The sequence below is a fragment of the Jatrophihabitans sp. genome (genome assembly GCF_036000465.1).
Lineage (GTDB): Bacteria > Actinomycetota > Actinomycetes > Mycobacteriales > Jatrophihabitantaceae > Jatrophihabitans.
In genome coordinates this window covers 192,135-209,155 of sequence record NZ_DASYFV010000016.1, presented here as the reverse complement: position 1 = coordinate 209,155, position 17,021 = coordinate 192,135, and the positions used below count along the sequence as shown (strand labels likewise).

At 72.2% G+C, this 17,021-nt stretch carries 15 protein-coding genes; 10 read left to right on the top strand and 5 right to left on the bottom strand.

Annotated features, from left to right (window positions below; translation table 11 throughout):
* Positions 1-81: 81 nt before the first annotated feature.
* Both VGN18_RS06800 and VGN18_RS06795 read left to right on the top strand, forming a co-directional pair.
* Positions 82-972 carry a nicotinate-nucleotide--dimethylbenzimidazole phosphoribosyltransferase gene (locus tag VGN18_RS06800; protein ID WP_327538903.1) on the top strand — a complete coding sequence of 297 codons (891 nt, stop codon included), beginning with the start codon at positions 82-84 and terminating at the stop codon, positions 970-972.
* Positions 969-2,129: an AI-2E family transporter gene (locus tag VGN18_RS06795; RefSeq protein WP_327538902.1), complete on the top strand. Its 1,161-nt coding sequence runs from the start codon at positions 969-971 to the stop codon at positions 2,127-2,129. Before VGN18_RS06800 ends, VGN18_RS06795 begins: the two co-directional genes overlap by 4 nt.
* On the opposite strand, the gene gcvT is transcribed toward VGN18_RS06795, so the two are convergent.
* On the bottom strand, positions 2,126-3,238 hold the full coding sequence (gcvT, locus tag VGN18_RS06790; RefSeq protein WP_327538901.1) for a glycine cleavage system aminomethyltransferase GcvT: 1,113 nt from the start codon (positions 3,236-3,238) through the stop codon (positions 2,126-2,128). The two genes, VGN18_RS06795 and gcvT, sit on opposite strands and share 4 nt — an antisense overlap.
* A 60-nt stretch (positions 3,239-3,298) precedes the next feature.
* Here gcvT and VGN18_RS06785 point away from each other — a divergent pair, with 60 nt between their 5' ends.
* Positions 3,299-4,765, top strand: coding sequence for a leucyl aminopeptidase (locus VGN18_RS06785; protein WP_327538900.1), 1,467 nt, complete (start codon positions 3,299-3,301; stop codon positions 4,763-4,765).
* A gap of 101 nt (positions 4,766-4,866) precedes the next feature.
* On the opposite strand, the gene VGN18_RS06780 is transcribed toward VGN18_RS06785, so the two are convergent.
* Positions 4,867-5,184: a hypothetical protein gene (locus VGN18_RS06780; RefSeq protein WP_327538899.1), complete on the bottom strand. Its 318-nt coding sequence runs from the start codon at positions 5,182-5,184 to the stop codon at positions 4,867-4,869.
* Between the two features lie 89 nt (positions 5,185-5,273).
* Here VGN18_RS06780 and lpdA point away from each other — a divergent pair, with 89 nt between their 5' ends.
* Genes lpdA through VGN18_RS06765 form a run of 3 tightly spaced genes read left to right on the top strand, consistent with a single transcriptional unit; the run spans position 5,274 to position 9,092 of the window.
* A complete protein-coding gene (gene lpdA, locus VGN18_RS06775) occupies positions 5,274-6,710 on the top strand; it encodes a dihydrolipoyl dehydrogenase (RefSeq protein WP_414655019.1) in 1,437 nt (478 codons plus the stop codon).
* A 52-nt stretch (positions 6,711-6,762) separates the two neighbouring features.
* Complete coding sequence (sucB, locus tag VGN18_RS06770; protein WP_327538897.1) at positions 6,763-8,205, top strand: 2-oxoglutarate dehydrogenase, E2 component, dihydrolipoamide succinyltransferase; 1,443 nt, start codon at positions 6,763-6,765, stop codon at positions 8,203-8,205.
* Entirely contained in the window at positions 8,205-9,092 is an 888-nt protein-coding gene (locus VGN18_RS06765; RefSeq protein ID WP_327538896.1) for a TIGR01777 family oxidoreductase, read from the top strand. Before sucB ends, VGN18_RS06765 begins: the two co-directional genes overlap by 1 nt.
* A 5-nt stretch (positions 9,093-9,097) precedes the next feature.
* Here VGN18_RS06765 and VGN18_RS06760 read toward each other — a convergent pair whose 3' ends face one another.
* Entirely contained in the window at positions 9,098-10,798 is a 1,701-nt protein-coding gene (locus VGN18_RS06760) for a serine/threonine-protein kinase (RefSeq protein ID WP_327538895.1), read from the bottom strand.
* Positions 10,799-10,917: 119 nt separating this feature from the next.
* Here VGN18_RS06760 and VGN18_RS06755 point away from each other — a divergent pair, with 119 nt between their 5' ends.
* Entirely contained in the window at positions 10,918-11,646 is a 729-nt protein-coding gene (locus VGN18_RS06755) for a peptidase E (RefSeq protein WP_327538894.1), read from the top strand.
* A gap of 6 nt (positions 11,647-11,652) precedes the next feature.
* Here the strand turns inward: VGN18_RS06755 and VGN18_RS06750 are convergent, their stop codons facing one another.
* On the bottom strand, positions 11,653-13,884 hold the full coding sequence (locus tag VGN18_RS06750; protein WP_327538893.1) for an MMPL family transporter: 2,232 nt from the start codon (positions 13,882-13,884) through the stop codon (positions 11,653-11,655).
* Between the two features lie 126 nt (positions 13,885-14,010).
* On the opposite strand from VGN18_RS06750, the gene lipB reads away from it, so the two are divergent.
* Genes lipB through lipA form a run of 3 tightly spaced genes read left to right on the top strand, consistent with a single transcriptional unit; the run spans position 14,011 to position 15,965 of the window.
* Positions 14,011-14,655 (top strand): lipoyl(octanoyl) transferase LipB, encoded by a 645-nt coding sequence (gene lipB, locus VGN18_RS06745; protein WP_327538892.1) that lies wholly within the window; start codon positions 14,011-14,013, stop codon positions 14,653-14,655.
* A 5-nt stretch (positions 14,656-14,660) separates the two neighbouring features.
* The gene (locus VGN18_RS06740) at positions 14,661-14,999 is read left to right on the top strand and encodes a hypothetical protein (protein ID WP_327538891.1); all 339 of its coding nucleotides are present in this window, start codon (positions 14,661-14,663) and stop codon (positions 14,997-14,999) included.
* Positions 15,000-15,029: 30 nt separating this feature from the next.
* On the top strand, positions 15,030-15,965 hold the full coding sequence (gene lipA / locus VGN18_RS06735) for a lipoyl synthase (RefSeq protein WP_327538890.1): 936 nt from the start codon (positions 15,030-15,032) through the stop codon (positions 15,963-15,965).
* Positions 15,966-16,202: 237 nt separating this feature from the next.
* Here lipA and VGN18_RS06730 read toward each other — a convergent pair whose 3' ends face one another.
* Positions 16,203-16,970 carry a C40 family peptidase gene (locus tag VGN18_RS06730; RefSeq protein WP_327538889.1) on the bottom strand — a complete coding sequence of 256 codons (768 nt, stop codon included), beginning with the start codon at positions 16,968-16,970 and terminating at the stop codon, positions 16,203-16,205.
* Positions 16,971-17,021: the final 51 nt, after the last annotated feature.

Sequence of the window (17,021 nt, the reverse complement as noted above, 5' to 3'; positions counted from 1 at the left end):
TCGCCCGACGACCGGTGCTGGGACACCCGGCGCGCGCCGCGGCGCCGGGTTACGACGGGGCCCGGCGGGCATACTGGCGCGGTGACGGACCTGGCGAGCGAGCAGCCCGGCGACGCGGTCGGGACGACCGGCGTCCTCGGCCTCGGCGCCGACATCGACTGGCCCGACGCCGGAGCCGCCGAGCGGGCCCGGGGCGCCCGTCCCGGCCCGGCCGGCCGTCTGCCCGACCTCGTCGAGTGGCTCGCCACGACCCAGGGACGCTTCCCCCCGACGGCGCCGCACCGCCCGCGACTCGTCGCGTTCGGCCGGCTTCCCGCGGCCGCGGCGGCCCTGGCCCAGGCATCGGGCGTGGGCGTGCGCGAGATCCGCCTCGACTCCGGCACGACGGTGGCCCGGGCCCTCTCGCTCGGGGCCGCGGCCGCCGACGCCGAGGTCGACGCCGGCGCCGATCTGGCCGTCGTCTCGGCCGCCGGCGACACCCGGGCCGCGGCCGTCCTCGTCGGCCTGCTCACCGGGGCCGAGCCGGTCGCCCTGCTCCCCCGCGGCCCGGCCGCCGCCGACACGGCGGCGTGGATCCGCGCGGCCAGCGCCCTGCGCGACCGCCGGCGCGAGGTGGTCTCCCTGCGCTCGCAGCCCGATCAACTGCTGGACGCGCTGGCCGATCCGGAGCTCGGCGCGGTCGTCGGCTTCGTGCTGCGGGCCACGGCGCGCCGCACGCCGCTGATCCTCGACGGTCCGATCGCACTCGCCGCCGCGGTGCTCGCCCACGACGTCCAGTCCCGCGCCACCCGCTGGTGGCGGGTCGCCGACTCCTCGCCGGACCCGGTGCAGTCGCGCGCCGTCCGCGAGCTGCACCACGAGCCGCTGCTCGGGCTCGACACGGCCCCGGGCGACGGCGTCGCCGGCGTCCTGGCCGTGGCCGTCCTGAACGCGGCGGTACGAGTGGCCGAGCAGTGGGGGGACGAAGCATGAGCGAGGCACCGCCGAAGCGCGACGCGGTCGAGGCGGTCACCTGGCCGGTCCGGGTGGCCGCGGCCTGGACGTGGCGCCTGCTGATCATCGGCGTCGGGCTCTACTACCTGGCCCAGGCGTTCCTCACCATCGAGCTCGTCGCGTTCTCCTTCGTCCTCGCCCTGTTCTTCACCGCCGTGCTGCACCCGCTCGAGCGGCGGCTGCGCCGGATCCTGCCCGGGCCGCCGTCGATCCCGGCCGCGCTTGCCCTGCTGATCGGGCTGGCCGTGCTCGCCGGCATCGGCTGGTTCGTCTCGTGGCAGATCACGCAGCACTCGACCCAGCTCGGCGACCAGGTCACCGCCTTCGTCGACAAGGTCAAGGACTGGCTGCAGACGGGGCCGCTGCACCTGAAGTCGGCCGACCTCGACAAGCTCAGCCAGCAGATCACCGACGCCGTCAAGAACAACAAGGGCACTCTGATCAGCGGGGCGATCACGACCATCCGCACGGTGGCCGAGTTCCTCGGGGCGCTGCTGCTGATCCTGCTCTCGACCTTCTTCCTGCTGCGTGACGGTGAGGCGATCTGGCAGTGGACGCTGCGCCTGTTCCCGCGCACCGCCCACGCTCGCATGGACGTCGCCGGCCGGGTCGGGTGGCGCACCCTCGGCGGCTACATGCGCGGCCAGGTGCTGATCGCGCTGTTCCATGGCATCTCGGTGATGATCGTGCTGTTCGTGCTGCGCGTGCCGCTCGCGGCCGCCCTGGGCGTGCTGATCTTCCTGGGCTCGTTCATCCCGCTGATCGGTCTCACCGTCACCGGCTCGCTGAGCGTCGCCGTGGCCCTGCTCGAGCACGGCCTCACCGCCGCGCTCGTCGTGGCCATCGCGATCGTCGTCCTCATCCAGCTCGAGGCGCACCTGCTGCAGCCGTTCATCATGAGCCGCAGCGTCGCGGTGCACCCGCTGGCCATCGCGCTCGCGGTCATCACCGGCACCACCCTCGCGGGCATCGTCGGGGCGCTGCTGGCCGTGCCGCTCGTCGCATTCCTGAACTCGACGGTCCACGCCCTGCGCGAGACCCCGCCGGAACCGGTCGGCGACGCGGACTTCCCGGTCAAGGAGTCGCCGCCACCGGCGGAGCAGCGGGTCGAGGTCGAGGGGTCGGCGGCCGACTAACGCACGTGCGAGTCGACGAACGGCGGCCGCACGACCTTCACCGCACTGCGCCGGCCCCGCACGTCGAGGGCCACCTCGTCGCCGTCCTCGACCCCGGCGTCGGCCGAGATCAGCGCCAGCCCGATGCCGACCCGGCGGGTCGGCGAGAACGTCCCGCTGGTGACCTCGCCGATCACGTCGCCCGCCGCCGACAGCACCGGCATGTGCGCGCGCGGGATGCCGCGGTCGAGGGCCTCGATGCCGCGCAGCACGCGGGCCGGGCCGGACTCCTTCTCGGCGGTCAGGGCGGCGCGGCCCCAGAACGCGTCCTTCTTCCAGCCGACGGCCCAGCCCGAACGGGCCTGCAGAGGCGAGATGTCGAGCGAGAGGTCCTGTCCGTGCAGCGGGTAACCCATCTCGGTGCGCAGCGTGTCGCGCGCCCCGAGACCGGCCGGCATACCGCCGGACGCGCGGACGACCTCGACGAGCGCGTCCCACAGCACCGTGACGTCGCCCCAGGCCGGGATGAGCTCGTAGCCGTGCTCGCCGGTGTACCCCGTGCGGCAGATGCGCACGTCGCGGCCGTCCCACGTCGCGTCGACGTAGGACATGTAGTCGAGCCCGGCCGGCAGGCCGATGCGCTCGAGCACCTCGGCCGAGCGCGGCCCCTGCACGGCGAGCACGCCGAAGTCCTGGTGCTGGCCGACGACCTCGATGCCCTCGGGCGCGGCCGCGGCCAGGCGCCGCACGACCTCGGACGTGTTGGCCGCGTTCGGCACGAGGAACACGTCGTCGTCGGCGACCAGGTAGGCGATGAGGTCGTCGACCACGCCGCCGGACTCGTCGCAGCACAGCGTGTACTGGGCCTGCCCCGGCGCGATCCGGGCGAGGTCGTTGGACAGGCACGCGTTGACGAAGTCACGCGCGCCCGGGCCGCGGACCGTCGCCTTGCCGAGGTGCGACACGTCGAAGATGCCGACGCTCTCGCGCACGGCGGCGTGTTCCTTCAGCACCCCGCCGCCGCTCGCGGTGTACTCGATCGGCATCTCCCAGCCGCCGAAGTCGGCGAGCTTGGCACCGAGGTCGACGTGCCGGTCGTGGAGGGGCGAGTGCAGCAGGGCGTCGGTCATACCGGTGAACCTACCGACGCGCTCCCGCGCCCGCCCGGGTCGGAGCCCTAGGATCGCCGGATGCCCTCAGTGTCGATCATCGCCCCGACCACCGCCCTGCGCGCCGACGCTGTCGTGGTCGGGCTGCGAACCACCAAGAACGGTCCGAAGCTGGTCGACGGGGCGGCCTCGATCGACGCCGCGCTCGGTGGGCGCCTGCACGACGCGCTGCGCGCCCTGGGCGCTTCCGGGCGGCCCGACGAGGTACTGAAAGTGCCGACCCTCGGGCTGGCCGACTTCCCGCTCGTCGTCAGCACCGGCCTCGGTGACGACCCGACCTCCCCCGAGGCGGCCCGGCGCGCAGCCGGGGCGGCGCTGCGGACGCTGTCCGGTCACCGGCGCGTGCACCTCGCGATCGACGCTGACCACGGCGCGCTGGCCGAGGGCGCGCTGCTGGGCGCGTACACGTTCACCGCCTACAAGTCGTCGCCGGCCAAGCCCGCGCTGCGCACGATCAGCATCGCCGGTCCGACCTCGGCCCGGGCCGCGGTTCGCCGGGCCGCCGTGGTCGCCGAGGCGGTCTGCCGGGTGCGCGACCTCGTGAACACGCCACCGAACGACCTCTACCCCGAGACGTTCGCCGCCCGGGCTGCCGAGCTGGCGAAGGAGGCCGGGCTGACCGTCGAGGTGCTCGACGAGAAGGCGTTGAAGAAGGGGAAGTACGGGGGCATCCTCGGCGTCGGCGCGGGCAGCGTGCGCGGCCCGCGGCTGGTGCGCATCACCTACCGTCCGGCCAGGGCGAAGGCGCACCTCGCCCTCGTCGGAAAGGGCATCACGTTCGACTCCGGCGGCCTCAACCTCAAGACGGCCAACCTGCTCTGGATGAAGTCCGACATGGGCGGCGCCGCCGCGGTGATCGCGAGCATCCTGGCGATCGCCGCGCTCAAGCTGCCGGTGTCGGTGACGGCCACGGCGCCCATGGCCGAGAACATGCCCTCGGGTACGTCCTACCGCCCGTCCGACGTGCTGCGCATGTACGACGGCAGCACCGTCGAGGTCGGCGACACCGACGCCGAGGGCCGGCTCGTGCTCGCCGACGCGATCACCCGCGCGCTGGAGGACGAACCCGACCACCTCATCGAGATCTCCACGCTGACCGGCGCCCAGCTGGTGGCGCTCGGCCCGCGGATGATGGGGGCCATGGGTGCGCCCGAGTGGCGCGACACGGTCGTCGCCGCCGCGGGCACGGCCGGCGAGGGCATCTGGCCCATGCCGCTGCCCGACGAGCTGCGGGCCGGGCTCGACTCCCCCGTCGCCGACCTGCAGAACGTGCCGACCGAACGGTGGGGCGGCATGCTCGTCGCCGGTCGCTTCCTCGGCGAGTTCGTGCCCGCGGGCCTGCCCTGGGTACACCTGGACATCGCCGGCCCCGCCTTCAACAACGGGGGCCCGCGCGACTACACGCCCAAGGGCGGCACCGGCGCCGGCGTGCGCACGCTCATTGCCGCCGCCGAGCACCTCGCCGGCCGCGCCGCCCCCAGCCGTTGAGTGGCGAGTTGTGCGTTCAGTGGCGCGTCCTTAGTCGCCATTGAACGCGGAAGTCGCCACTCAACCTGATCGGGGCGGGACGGGACGGACGGGCGGAGACGTCAGTCGCCCGCGGCCTTCTTGCGGGCGTTCCAGTCGCGCATGCGCTGCGGGTAGCCGACCTGCTCGATGGCGTAGATCGGGATCTTGTTCTTCTTCGCGAAGTCGGCCGCGCCGTCGGGGCCGTCGACCCGGCGTCGGGTCCACTCCCCGGTCGACGCGACGAGCAGGATCGTGGTGTCGGTGACGGTGGTGCGGGGCTCGACGAACGCCTCGACCCCGCTGCGGGTGTGCAGGAACTCGTCCAGGTGCGCGAGGTCGCCCCGGGAGGCGGTGCGCAGCGTGCCGGGCTTGTCCTTGCGTCGTCGCAGCAGACCCATCGCGGCATCATCGCACCGCCGGCCCGGAAACGGCCGAAGCACCGGCTGGGCAAAGGCCGTGTACCCACCCGTCGGCGGGCAGTGCCAAGATGGATCTGCGATCCAACGAAGGAGCATCAGTGGCAGAGAAGCAGTCCGACCTCGTCATCCTCGGCGGAGGCAGCGGCGGCTACGCAGCGGCGCTGCGGGCGGCCGAGCTCGGCAAGTCCGTCGTCCTCATCGAGAAGGACAAGGTCGGCGGCACCTGCCTGCACCGCGGCTGCATCCCCACGAAGGCCCTGCTGCACGCCGGTGAGGTGGCCGATTCGGCCCGCGAGAGCGCGCAGTTCGGCGTGAACGCCACGCTCGAGGGCATCGACATGGGCGGCGTCAACAAGTACAAGGACGGCGTCATCACCAAGAACTGGAAGGGTCTCACCGGGCTGATCAAGGCCCGCGGGATCGAGATCGTCGAGGGTGAGGGCAAGCTCGTCGGCCCCAAGACGGTCCAGGTCGGCGACGACACCTTCACCGGCACCAACGTCGTGCTCGCCACCGGTTCGTACTCGCGCACGCTGCCCGGCCTCGAGCTCGACGGCACCCGCGTCATCGCCAGCGAGCAGGCCCTCCAACTGGACCACGTCCCCGAGTCGGCCGTCGTCCTCGGCGGCGGCGTCATCGGCTGCGAGTTCGCGTCGGCGTGGACGTCGTTCGGCACCAAGGTCACCATCGTCGAAGCGCTGCCCCACCTCGTCCCCCTCGAGGACGAGGCGAACTCCAAGCTGCTCGAGCGGGCCTTCCGCCGCCGCAAGATCGACTTCAAGCTCGGGACGAAGTTCGCCAGCGTCGAGGACACCGATCACGGCGTGAAGGTCCACCTCGAGGGCGGCGACACGATCGAGGCCGAGCTGCTGCTCGTCGCCGTCGGTCGCGGCCCGGTGTCGCAGGGCCTCGGTTACGAGGAGCAGGGCGTCACCATCGAGCGCGGCTTCGTCGTCACCGACGAGTACCTGCGTACCTCGGTCGACGGCGTCTACGCCGTGGGCGACCTGATCTCGATCAACGGCGACCCGCACCTGCAGCTCGCCCACGTCGGCTTCGCCGAGGGCATCCAGGTGGCCGAGCACATCGCCGGTCTGCCGGTCGTGCCGATCGACTACGCCGGCGTTCCGCGCATCACCTACTGCCAGCCCGAGGTCGCGTCGGTCGGCCTGTCCGAGGCCGACGCCGCCGAGCGCTTCGGCGCCGACAACATCAAGACCGTCACCTACGACCTGTCCGGCAACGGCAAGTCGGCCATCCTGAACACCAAGGGTGCCGTGAAGCTCGTCGCCATGCAGAAGGATGGTGTTGTGGGAACGGTCGTGGGCGTGCACATCGTCGGCGACCGCGTCGGCGAGCTCATCGCCGAGGCCCAGCTGATCTACAACTGGGAGGCGCTGCCCAGCGAGGTCGCGCAGCTCATCCACCCGCACCCGACGCAGTCCGAGGCGATCGGTGAGGCGCACCTGCTCCTGGCGGGTAAGCCCCTGCACGTGCACGACTGACCCGCTCCCACCCACCCTGCCGTTCGTATTCTCCTGAAGGAGTCCCTGGACCATGCCGACGTCCGTGACCATGCCGCGCCTGGGTGAGAGTGTCACCGAGGGCACCGTGACCCGCTGGCTGAAGAGCGAGGGCGATCACGTCGACGCCGACGAGCCGCTGCTCGAGGTCTCGACCGACAAGGTCGACACCGAGGTGCCCTCCCCCGCCTCCGGCACCGTGCTGTCCATCAAGGTCCAGGAGGACGAGACCGTCGAGATCGGCGTCGAGCTGGCCGTGATCGGCGACGCCGGTGACGACGCCGGCTCGTCGGACGACTCCGGCTCGTCCGTGGCCGAGCCCGAGCCGGAACCCGAGCCGGAGCCGGAGCCAGAGCCGGAACCGGAGCCGGAGCCGGAGCCGGAGCCCGAGCCCGCCGCGCAGTCCGAGGCGGAGCCGGAGCCCGAGCCGGCCGAGAAGCCCAAGCCGCGGCCCGCCCCGGCGGCGGCGGTCGCCCCGGCCCCGGCCGAGACGCCGAAGGCGGCGAGCGAGCCCGGCGACGACTCCGACGACGACGTCGCCGGCACGTACGTCACCCCGCTCGTGCGCAAGCTGGCGAGCGAGCACGGTGTCGACCTCTCGACGATCACCGGCACCGGTGTGGGCGGTCGCATCCGCAAGTCCGACGTCATCGCCGCCGCAGAGAAGGCCGCCGAGCCCGAGCCCGAGCCGGCCGCCCCGAGCGCGCCCGCAGCGTCGAAGCCGGCGGCGCCCGCCGCCGCAGCAGCGTCGCAGCGCGGCAAGGTCGAGCCGATGTCGCGCATGCGCCAGGTGATCGCCACCCGCATGGTCGAGTCGCTGCAGACCTCGGCCCAGCTCACCACGGTCGTCGAGGTCGACGTGACCCGCATCGCCCGGCTGCGTGACCGCGCCAAGAAGGACTTCGAGGCCCGCGAGGGCGTGAAGCTGTCGTTCCTGCCGTTCTTCGCGGTCGCGGCGATCGAGGCCCTCAAGTCGAACCCGAAGGTCAACGCGTCGGTTGACATGGACGCCAGGACGGTCACCTTCCACGACGCCGAGCACCTGGGCATCGCGGTCGACACCGATCGCGGCCTGCTGGTACCGGTCATCCACGACGCCGGTGACCTCAACCTGGCCGGCATCGCCCGCAAGATCGCCGATCTCGCCGAGCGCACCCGCGCGAACAAGGTGAGCCCGGACGAGCTCGGCGGCGGCACGTTCACGCTGACCAACACCGGCAGCCGCGGGGCGCTGTTCGACACCCCGATCATCAATCAGCCGCAGGTCGGCATCCTCGGCACCGGCGCGGTCGTGAAGCGCCCGGTGGTCATCAACACCGAGGACGTCGGCGAGACGATCGCGGTGCGCTCGATGGTTTACCTCGCGCTGTCCTACGACCACCGCATCGTCGACGGCGCCGACGCCGCCCGGTTCCTGGTCACGATGAAGGAGCGGCTCGAGGCGGGCGCCTTCGAGCGGGCCCTCGGCCTCGGCTGATGCAGATCGTCCTCACCGGTGCGTCCGGGCTGATCGGCACCGCGCTCAAGCAGTCGCTGCGGGGGGACGGGCATCACGTCAAGACGCTCGTCCGCCACGACACCTCCGAGCCGGACGAGGACAGCTGGGACCCCGCGCACGATCGGCTCGACCCGGACTTCGTCGCGGGGTCCGACGCCGTCGTCTGCCTGTCCGGCGTCGGCGTCGGCGATCACCGCTGGACCGACGACTACAAGCGCCAGATCGTGCAGAGCCGGGTTGACAGCGTCGGCACCATGGCGCGCTCGCTGGCCGAGTACGGCGGTGCGCCGGTGCTGATCTGTGCCTCGGCCGTCGGCTACTACGGCGACACCGGCGACGCGCTGGTCGACGAGCAGACGCCGGCCGGTTCGTCGTTCCTCGCCGACGTCTGCGTTCAGTGGGAAGCCGCGGCGGAGCCGGCCAACGCCGCGGGGGTGCGCGTGACCCACCTGCGCACCGGCCTGGTGCTGGCCAAGCACGGCGGCCTGCTCAAGCGGCTGACCCCGTTGGTGAGGGCCGGCATCGCCGGCAAGCTCGGCAGCGGGAAGCAGTACATGCCCTGGATCTCGCTCACCGACGAGATCGCGGCGATCCGCTTCCTGATCGAGCACGATGTCGCCGGCCCGGTGAACCTGACCGGCCCGGCCCCGGTGCGCAACGCCGACTTCACCAAGACCCTCGGCCACGTGCTGCGCCGGCCGACCGTGCTGCCGGTGCCGGGCTTCGCCGCCAAGATCGCGCTGGGCGAGTTCGCCGACGACGTGCTGACCGGCCAGAACGCCGTGCCCAAGCGGCTGCACGAGGCCGGCTTCACCTTCGCGCACAACAACCTCGAGTCCGCGCTGCGGGCCGAGCTGGGCGTCTGACCGACTCACTGCCGTCGCAGTTCCACGATGCGCGGGCCGGTCGCCGTACGCCGCAGGACGACCAGCAGGGTGGCCGGCCCGACCCCAGGTGCGCTCCGGGCCGGGCGGCCACGGCAGGTGAGCGTCGAGGGCCGGAGCCGGGCGCTGACGACCAGTTCGGTGCCGTCGGGTCGGGTTCGGCTGCGCCCGCCCGTGTACTCGGTGCGGACGCCGAGCAGGCGGCAGCCGGCCGGCACCAGGCGCACCAGCAGCGCGGTGTCGGCGGCCAGCAGCGCGCCCGGCGCGTAGACCGAACCCAGCAGCCGCGGGTCCCGCTCGGCGAACGCGCGGGCCCGGACGGCGTCGAGGGCGGCCAGGGCCGCGAGCCCGGGGGGCGACGCAACGGGCGTAGGGCTGCGGCGGGCCGGTTGCGTCCGCGCGACAGCGAACGACCGCCCCGCGGACGTGCCCGACCCGGCCGAGGGCGAGCGCGCCGACTGCCCCCACACCGGCCAGGCCACCACTACCGCGACGGCCGCCGCCACGACGAGGGCACCCAGCCCGGCAACGGCCCGCCGATCGATCCGGCGTTGCCGGGGCCGCGGGATCACCGGGCGCGGCCGGGGCCCGACCGCGCGGGTCGGCGGGGGCGCCCCCGGCGCACGGAAACCCGGCCCGGCCGCGCCCGGACCCGCCGGCGCGACGAGCTCGGAGATCGACGCACTCGTGCGCAATCCCCCGCCGTCGCGACGCCAGGACAGCACGGGCTGCGAGGTGCCGCTCATCGTCTGCGCGGCATGCCGGCCACCGACCCGACGCGAGCCGCCCGGCGGAGCACCCGCCAGCACATCGTTCGCCACCCCCGTCGGCACCACCGTCGGCGCGGCAAGGCTCCCCCGGGACCGGCCGGCCGCGAGCTCGACGGCGACCGGACGATCGCTGTGGCGCAGGTCGAGGGCGAAGTCGGCGGCCGTGCCGCGCAGATGCCCCTCGGGCGACAGGCCGCGCAGCACCACGCGAGCCATCTCCGCCGGCACGCCGGCCGCGGCGAGCCGGTCGGAGACATCGAGCGGCGCGCCCGCGCGTGCGGCGGCCAGGGCCTCGTCGGCAGAATTCCCGGGCCAGGTCGGGGCCCCGGTGAGCGCGTGCAGAGTGACCCCGGCCAGCATGAAGACGTCGCTCTGGGTGCCCGGCATACAGCCGACCGCCACGGACGGATCGACGTAGCACGGCGTGCTCTCGGCGTCGGCGTCGTCGCCGGTCAGGCGGGCCACCCCGAGATCGGCCAGCAGCGAGACCCCGCCGGCGGTGAACAGCACGTTGGCGGCGCTCACGTCGCCGTGGACGACCCCCTGGGTGTGGGCGTAGGAAAGGGCCGCCGCGACGGGCGCGACGGCGGTGATGACCTCACCCGGGGTGAGCCGGCCCCGTACCGCGAGCAGGTCGGCGAGCGATCCACCGTCGGCGAGATCGAGCACGAGCACGGCGACCCCGTGGTCGGGCACCAGCGCGTGCAGCCGGACCAGATGCGGGTGGTCGAGCACACTGAGCAGCGCCGCCTCGGCGTGCGCGCGCCGCAGCTGCGCCGGGTCACGCACGGGGAGCCGTTTCAGCGCGACCGCCTCACCCGTCGCCGCCACCCGCCCCTGCCAGACGTCACCCGAGCCGCCGCGACCGAGCAGCCGCTCGACGGCGTACCCCCGCAGCTTCCACGTCGTGCTGGTCATGATCGCAACCGTAGGGCCGGATCGGGGCCGACCCCGGGTTGTCCACAGGGCGGATCCGACCGATCCGGCCACCGGCCCCCACCGGCAAATCGGCACGGAGGCGGCCATAGGGTCGTCGGATGACCGCCGACGCGCCGACCATCCTCGCCACCTCCGGGGGCGCCGTCCCCGCCGATCGCGTGCCGTGGCACCTCGGCCCCCTGACCGAGTACGCGATCGAACTCGCCGGGGTCACCGGCCGCGCGCCGCGGGTCTGCTTCCTGGCCACCGCACTCGGCGACAACCCGGGCATCGTCCTGAACTTCTACAACGCCGCCGCCCACCACCGGCTGTCGGCCTCGCACCTGGCCGTGTTCCCGATGCCCAACGTCGAGGACGTCACCGAGCACCTCCTGGCCCAGGACGTCGTCTGGGTGTGGGGCGGCAGCGTCGCCGGCCTGCTCGCGATGTGGCGCCTGCACGGCGTGGACGAGGCCATGCGGACGGCGTGGCAGGCCGGCGTCGTGCTGACCGGCGTCTCGGCCGGATCGATCTGCTGGCACGTGGGCGGCACCACCGACTCCTTCGGCCCCGACCTGCGCCCCATCACGAACGGTCTCGGCCTGGTGCCGTACTCGAACGGGGTGCACTACGACAACGAGGAGCAGCGGCGCCCGCTGTTCCAGTCACTGATCGCCGACGGCACGCTGCCCGCCGGCTACGCCACCGACGACGGCGTCGGCGTCCTCTATCGCGGCACCGAGTTCGTCGAGGCCGTCACCGAGCTGGACGACGCCGCGGCGTACTGGGTCGAGCGCGACGCCGATGGCGGCGCGGTCGAGACCAGGCTCGACACGCGCCGCCTCTGACCTGCGTCAGTCGCGCGCTCCGGCGCCGGCCAGCTTGGACGGCCACCAGATCTTCTTCCCGATGTCGTGGCTGAGCGCCGGCACCAGGATCGAGCGCACCACGATCGTGTCGAGCAGGACGCCGAAGGCCACGGTGAAGCCCAGCTCGGCCAGGAACACGATCGGCAGCACCCCGAGCACCACGAACGTCGCGGCCAGCACGAGCCCGGCCGAGGTGATGACGCCACCGGTGACGGCGAGGCCGCGGACGATGCCCTCCTTCGTGCCGTGCTCCACCGTCTCCTCCCGGACCCGGGTCATCAGGAAGATGTTGTAGTCGATGCCCAGCGCCACGAGGAACACGAACGCGAACAGCGGGAACGCCGGGTCGGCGTTCTTGAAGTGGAACACGTGGTTGAAGAACAGCGCGCTGACACCGAGCGCGGCGGTGAACGAGAGCACCACCGTGCCGATCAGGATGATCGGCGCGATGAGCGCCCGCAGCACGACCCCGAGCACCAACAGGATGACGAGCAGCACCAGCGGGATGATCACGTTGCGGTCGTGCCGGGAGGCGTCCTGGACGTCGAGGTTCACCGCCGACTGGCCACCGACGAGCGCATCGGCCCCGGACACGTCGTGCAGAGCAACCCGCAACCGACGCACGGTGTCGTAGGCCGCCGACGAGTCGTAGCTCGAGGTCAGCGTGGCGTTGACGATGGTCTTGCCGCCCTGCGGGGTCACCTGCAACGCCGGCGCCGCGCACCCGTTCGCGTCGAACGAGCCGGCCGGAATGGTGCCCCCGCCCGCCTTCGCCGCCGCGGCGAGCTTGCCGAAGTCGGTGGCGACGCAGACCTGCTGGTCGTCAATCCCCTTGACCTTCATGGCCGCGGCCCTGACGTCGTCGACCTTCGCGACGTTGGCCAGGATCTCCGCGGGAGCACCGGCTCCCTTGTTGAAGTTGGCGTCGTAGATGCCCTGGCCCACGATCGCGTCGGGCTTGGTCGTGAACCCGTCGACCGTCGACAGACCCTGGGTCTTGAGGCCGACGATCGCCGCCACGCACGCCAGGAGCAGGACGCCGGACACCGCCCAGTTGCGCCGGCTGTGCGCGGTGAGCCCGCGGGAGAACCGGCCCCACACGCCGTGCGTGGTCATGATGTCGGTCTGGTGGTCGAGGCGCGGGCGCTTGGGCCAGAAGATCCAGCGCCCCGAGATCACGAGCAGGGCCGGCAGCACCGTGAGCATGACGACGACGGTGCAGGCGATACCGATCGCGCACACCGGGCCGAGACCGGCGGTGGAGTTCAGGTCGGCGATGGTCAGGCAGATCAGGCCGAGGATCACGGTCGTCGCCGAGGCCAGGATCGGCGGGGCCGCTCCCTTCATCGCCGCGATCATCGCCGCGACGCGGCTCTGGTACTCGTGCAACTCCTCGCGGTACCGGCTGATCAGCAACAACGCGTAGTCGGTGCCCGCGCCGATCACGAGCACCGAGAGGATGCCCTGGCTCTGCCCGTTCAGCGTGATGACGCCGTGCTTGGCCAGCGGGTAGATGACGAGCGCCGCCGCGCCGAGGGCGAGCCCGGCGCTGAACAGCGGGAAGAACCACAACACCGGGCTGCGGTAGACGAACAGCAGGATGATGATGACGACCAGTCCGGCCGAGATGAGCAACGAGCCGTCGAGACCGCTGAAGGCGTCGATGAACGCGACGAGCACGCCACCGGCACCCGCGCTGTGGATCACGAGGCCGCCGGGGGCGCCGTCCCGGGCAGCCTTCAACACCGCCTTCTCGGCGTCGACGAGCGCCGGACCGTTCACCGGCTTGCCGTTGTCGCGGCCGATCAGGGGTACCCCGACGGTGGCCACCGCGTTGCTCTTCGTCGAGTACTGCGGGCGGCCGATCTCGTCCGCCGCCACGCCCTTGATCTGGCGGAACTTGGCGATGTCGGCCGCGATCTTCTGCTTGTCGGACGCGGTGAGACCGCCGTCGCGCTGGTAGACGACGAAGCCGGGGATCGAGACGATCGAGTTGAACTTCTCGGACTCGTTCGCGACCTTCGTCGAGTCGGCCGAACCGGGCAGGAAGGACGAATTGTCGTTCTTCTGCACGTCCGCCAACTTGCCCTGGTACGAGCCCCCGGCGAGGCCGATCAGGAAGATCACGATGGCCAGCGCGCCGAAGGCGTAGACGACTCGGGGCCGGCGAGGTTTGGGTGATGACTGCCGCTGCGACGACAGATCCGTCATCGTCATGATGGTGCCTCCTCAGGTTCTGCAAGACCGTATCGAGGAGCACCGACAGGTTTCGATGGGGATTCTCCCCCAATGACCCCTGACATTCGTCACCGGCGATCCGCGAAGGCTCGGTAGTTTGGACGCGTGAGCGAACTTCAGGTGAACCGGGCCGGTCTCGTCCCCTACGAGGAGGCCTGGGCCCGCCAGCGCGAGATCCACGCCGCGGTCGTCGACGGCACGAACCCGGGCACCGTTCTGCTCCTCGAGCACCCGCCGGTCTACACCGCGGGCCGGCGCACCGAGGTCTGGGAGCGACCGAGCGACGGCACCCCGGTCATCGACGTCGACCGGGGCGGGAAGATCACGTGGCACGGGCCCGGTCAGCTCGTCGGCTACCCGATCCTGCGCCTGGCCGACCCCATCGACGTCGTGGCCTACGTCCGGCGCATGGAGCACATGCTGATCGAGGTCTGCGCCGAGATCGGCGTGACCGCCGGCCAGGTCGAGGGCCGCAGCGGCGTGTGGCTACCGGCCGACGGCACCGGTCCCGAGCGCAAGATCGCGGCCATCGGCATCCGGGTCGCCCAGGGTGTCGCGCTGCACGGCTTCGCGATCAACTGCGACCCCGACCTCACCTGGTTCGACCGCATCGTGCCGTGCGGCATCGCCGACGCCGGTGTCACCTCGCTGAGCCGTGAGCTCGGCCGCGACGTGCCGGTCGACGAGGTGCTCCCGGTCGTGGAGCGTCACCTGGACGCGCTGCTCGTCGGCGCTCACGTCACCGCCTGACCGAGATGGCCCGGCACTCGCGCGGGGTCGACGGACGGTCGCGGGCGGCGCGGCGCATCGTGCTCACCGTCGTCTGGCTCGGCGGTCTCGCCGCCGGTCTGGTCGCGCTGCTGGCGGCGTCGGCGAAGTACGGGTGCATGCCGGGCAGTTCCGGGCTGGGCTGCCGTACGAGTGGCTCCATGCTCGGATTCGCCCTCGTGCCCGTCGTGATCCTGATCGTCACCGCGGTCACCGTGCTCACCGACCGTGGCGAACCGCGACACGTGATCGTCGTCGGCGGGGTCGGGATCGTCGCCCTGCTGGCCTGCTTCCTGGTGGCGGAGGGCATTCTCGGGACGGCCTGATCGCCCCGGGCGCGGCGTACTGTGGACCGGGTGACTGCAGTGCGCCCCACGCCCCCCGAAGGCCGCCGGCTCCTGCGTATCGAGGAGCGGAACACCCGGACGCCGATCGAGCGCAAGCCCGAGTGGATCAAGACCCGAGCCAGGATGGGTCCGGAGTACACCGAGCTCCAGGCGCTCGTGAAGCGCGAGGGCCTGCACACGGTCTGCCAGGAGGCCGGCTGCCCCAACATCTACGAGTGCTGGGAGGACCGTGAGGCGACGTTCCTCATCGGTGGCGACCAGTGCACCCGTCGCTGCGACTTCTGCCAGATCGACACCGGCCGGCCGCAACCGCTCGACCGTGACGAGCCGCGCCGCGTGGCCGAGAGCGTCCAGGCGATGGGGCTGCGCTACGCGACGATCACCGGCGTCGCCCGCGACGACCTCGACGACGGCGGCGCGTGGCTCTACGCCGAGACCGTGCGCCAGATCCACGAGGTCAATCCCGGGACGGGCGTGGAGCTGCTGGCCCCCGACTTCAACGCCGTGCCCGAACTGCTGGCCGAGGTCTTCTCCTCGCGGCCCGAGGTGTTCGCGCACAACATCGAGACGGTGCCGAGGATCTTCAAGCGCATCCGTCCCGGCTTCCGCTACGAACGCTCCCTCGACGTCATCCGCGCCGCCCGCGCCGACGGTCTCGTCACCAAGTCGAACCTCATCCTCGGCATGGGCGAGGACCGCGCCGAGATCAGCCAGGCCCTGCAGGACCTCCACGACGCCGGCTGCGAGCTCATCACCATCACCCAGTACCTGCGTCCCTCGCCCAAGCACCACCCGGTCGAGCGCTGGGTCAAGCCCGACGAGTTCGTCGAGCTCCGCGAGGAGGCCGAGGACATCGGCTTCGCCGGCGTCATGAGCGGGCCCCTGGTGCGCTCGTCGTACCGCGCGGGCCGTCTTTACCAGCAGGCCATCGAAGCCAGGGCTTGATCCGCCGGGCGGTTTCGCGAGGCCCGTCGCCCGCCCCTCAACGTTGAGTGGCGAGTCCATCTCTGAATGGCGAATAGATACTCGCCACTCAACCCCTCGACTCGCCACTCAACCTTCGGGGGCGACGCCACGCGCGAACGACGTGAGCTTGCGGTCCCAGCGAGGCTGCGAATCGGACCTCAGGACGGCCCCGAGCGGAGCGAGCGGGTCGGACCGGGTCCGACCCGGCGGGTGAGTTCAGTGCCAGTCGGTTCGGTACTGCACAGCGCTGGACCAGACAGCCTGGTAGCGAATGCCGTCCCTCGCGGTGGCGGCGGCGTACTGCATGTGGTGACCGGCGTAGATCGCGACGTGGTAGGCGGTACCGCCGCTGAGGTAGAAGACGAGATCCCCGGGGCGCGCGGCGGCGGCGGAGATCAGGCGCATGCCGCGGCGCTGGGCCTCGGCGTTGTGCGGCAGGGTCTTCACCAGCGCGTGCGAGTAGACCCAGGCGGTGTACCCCGAGCAGTCGAAGCCGGTGCTCGGGGTCGAGCCGCCGTCGACGTAACGCGTGGTGCCGACATAGCGCTTGGCGACGGTGACGATCCGATCGCCCGGCGAGGGCCAGTAGTGGCTGACCGGCTTCGTGGCGAGGGTGGTGCGGGCGCCGTTGGTTACACCGCCCGAGCGGGCCACGATCGTGGGGACGGTTCCACGGCTGACCGCGAACGAGAACGCGTGCCGGCCGGGGATGCGGTACTTGCTGACCAGTACGGGGCTGTCGTGGTCGGCGGTGGTGCGGCCGATGAAGACGCCGTTCGCGTAGAACTCGACGACGATCGAGGTCGCCGGCCGGGCCGGGTCGTAGGCCCAGCCGCGCACCACGAGCGCGTGCGTGAAGGTGTTCTGGACGGCCGAGCTGATGCCGCCCTTGGGCGGCGCGGTCGCCGCCCCGGCCGCGGGTGCCGTCAGCAGGGCGGCGGTGAGCGCGCCCAGCACGAGAGCCGGCAATGTGCGTCGGAACAACGTCTTCTCCCCAGGTCGGGCCCACGCCAAGATCAACGGCGGGACCTAGCG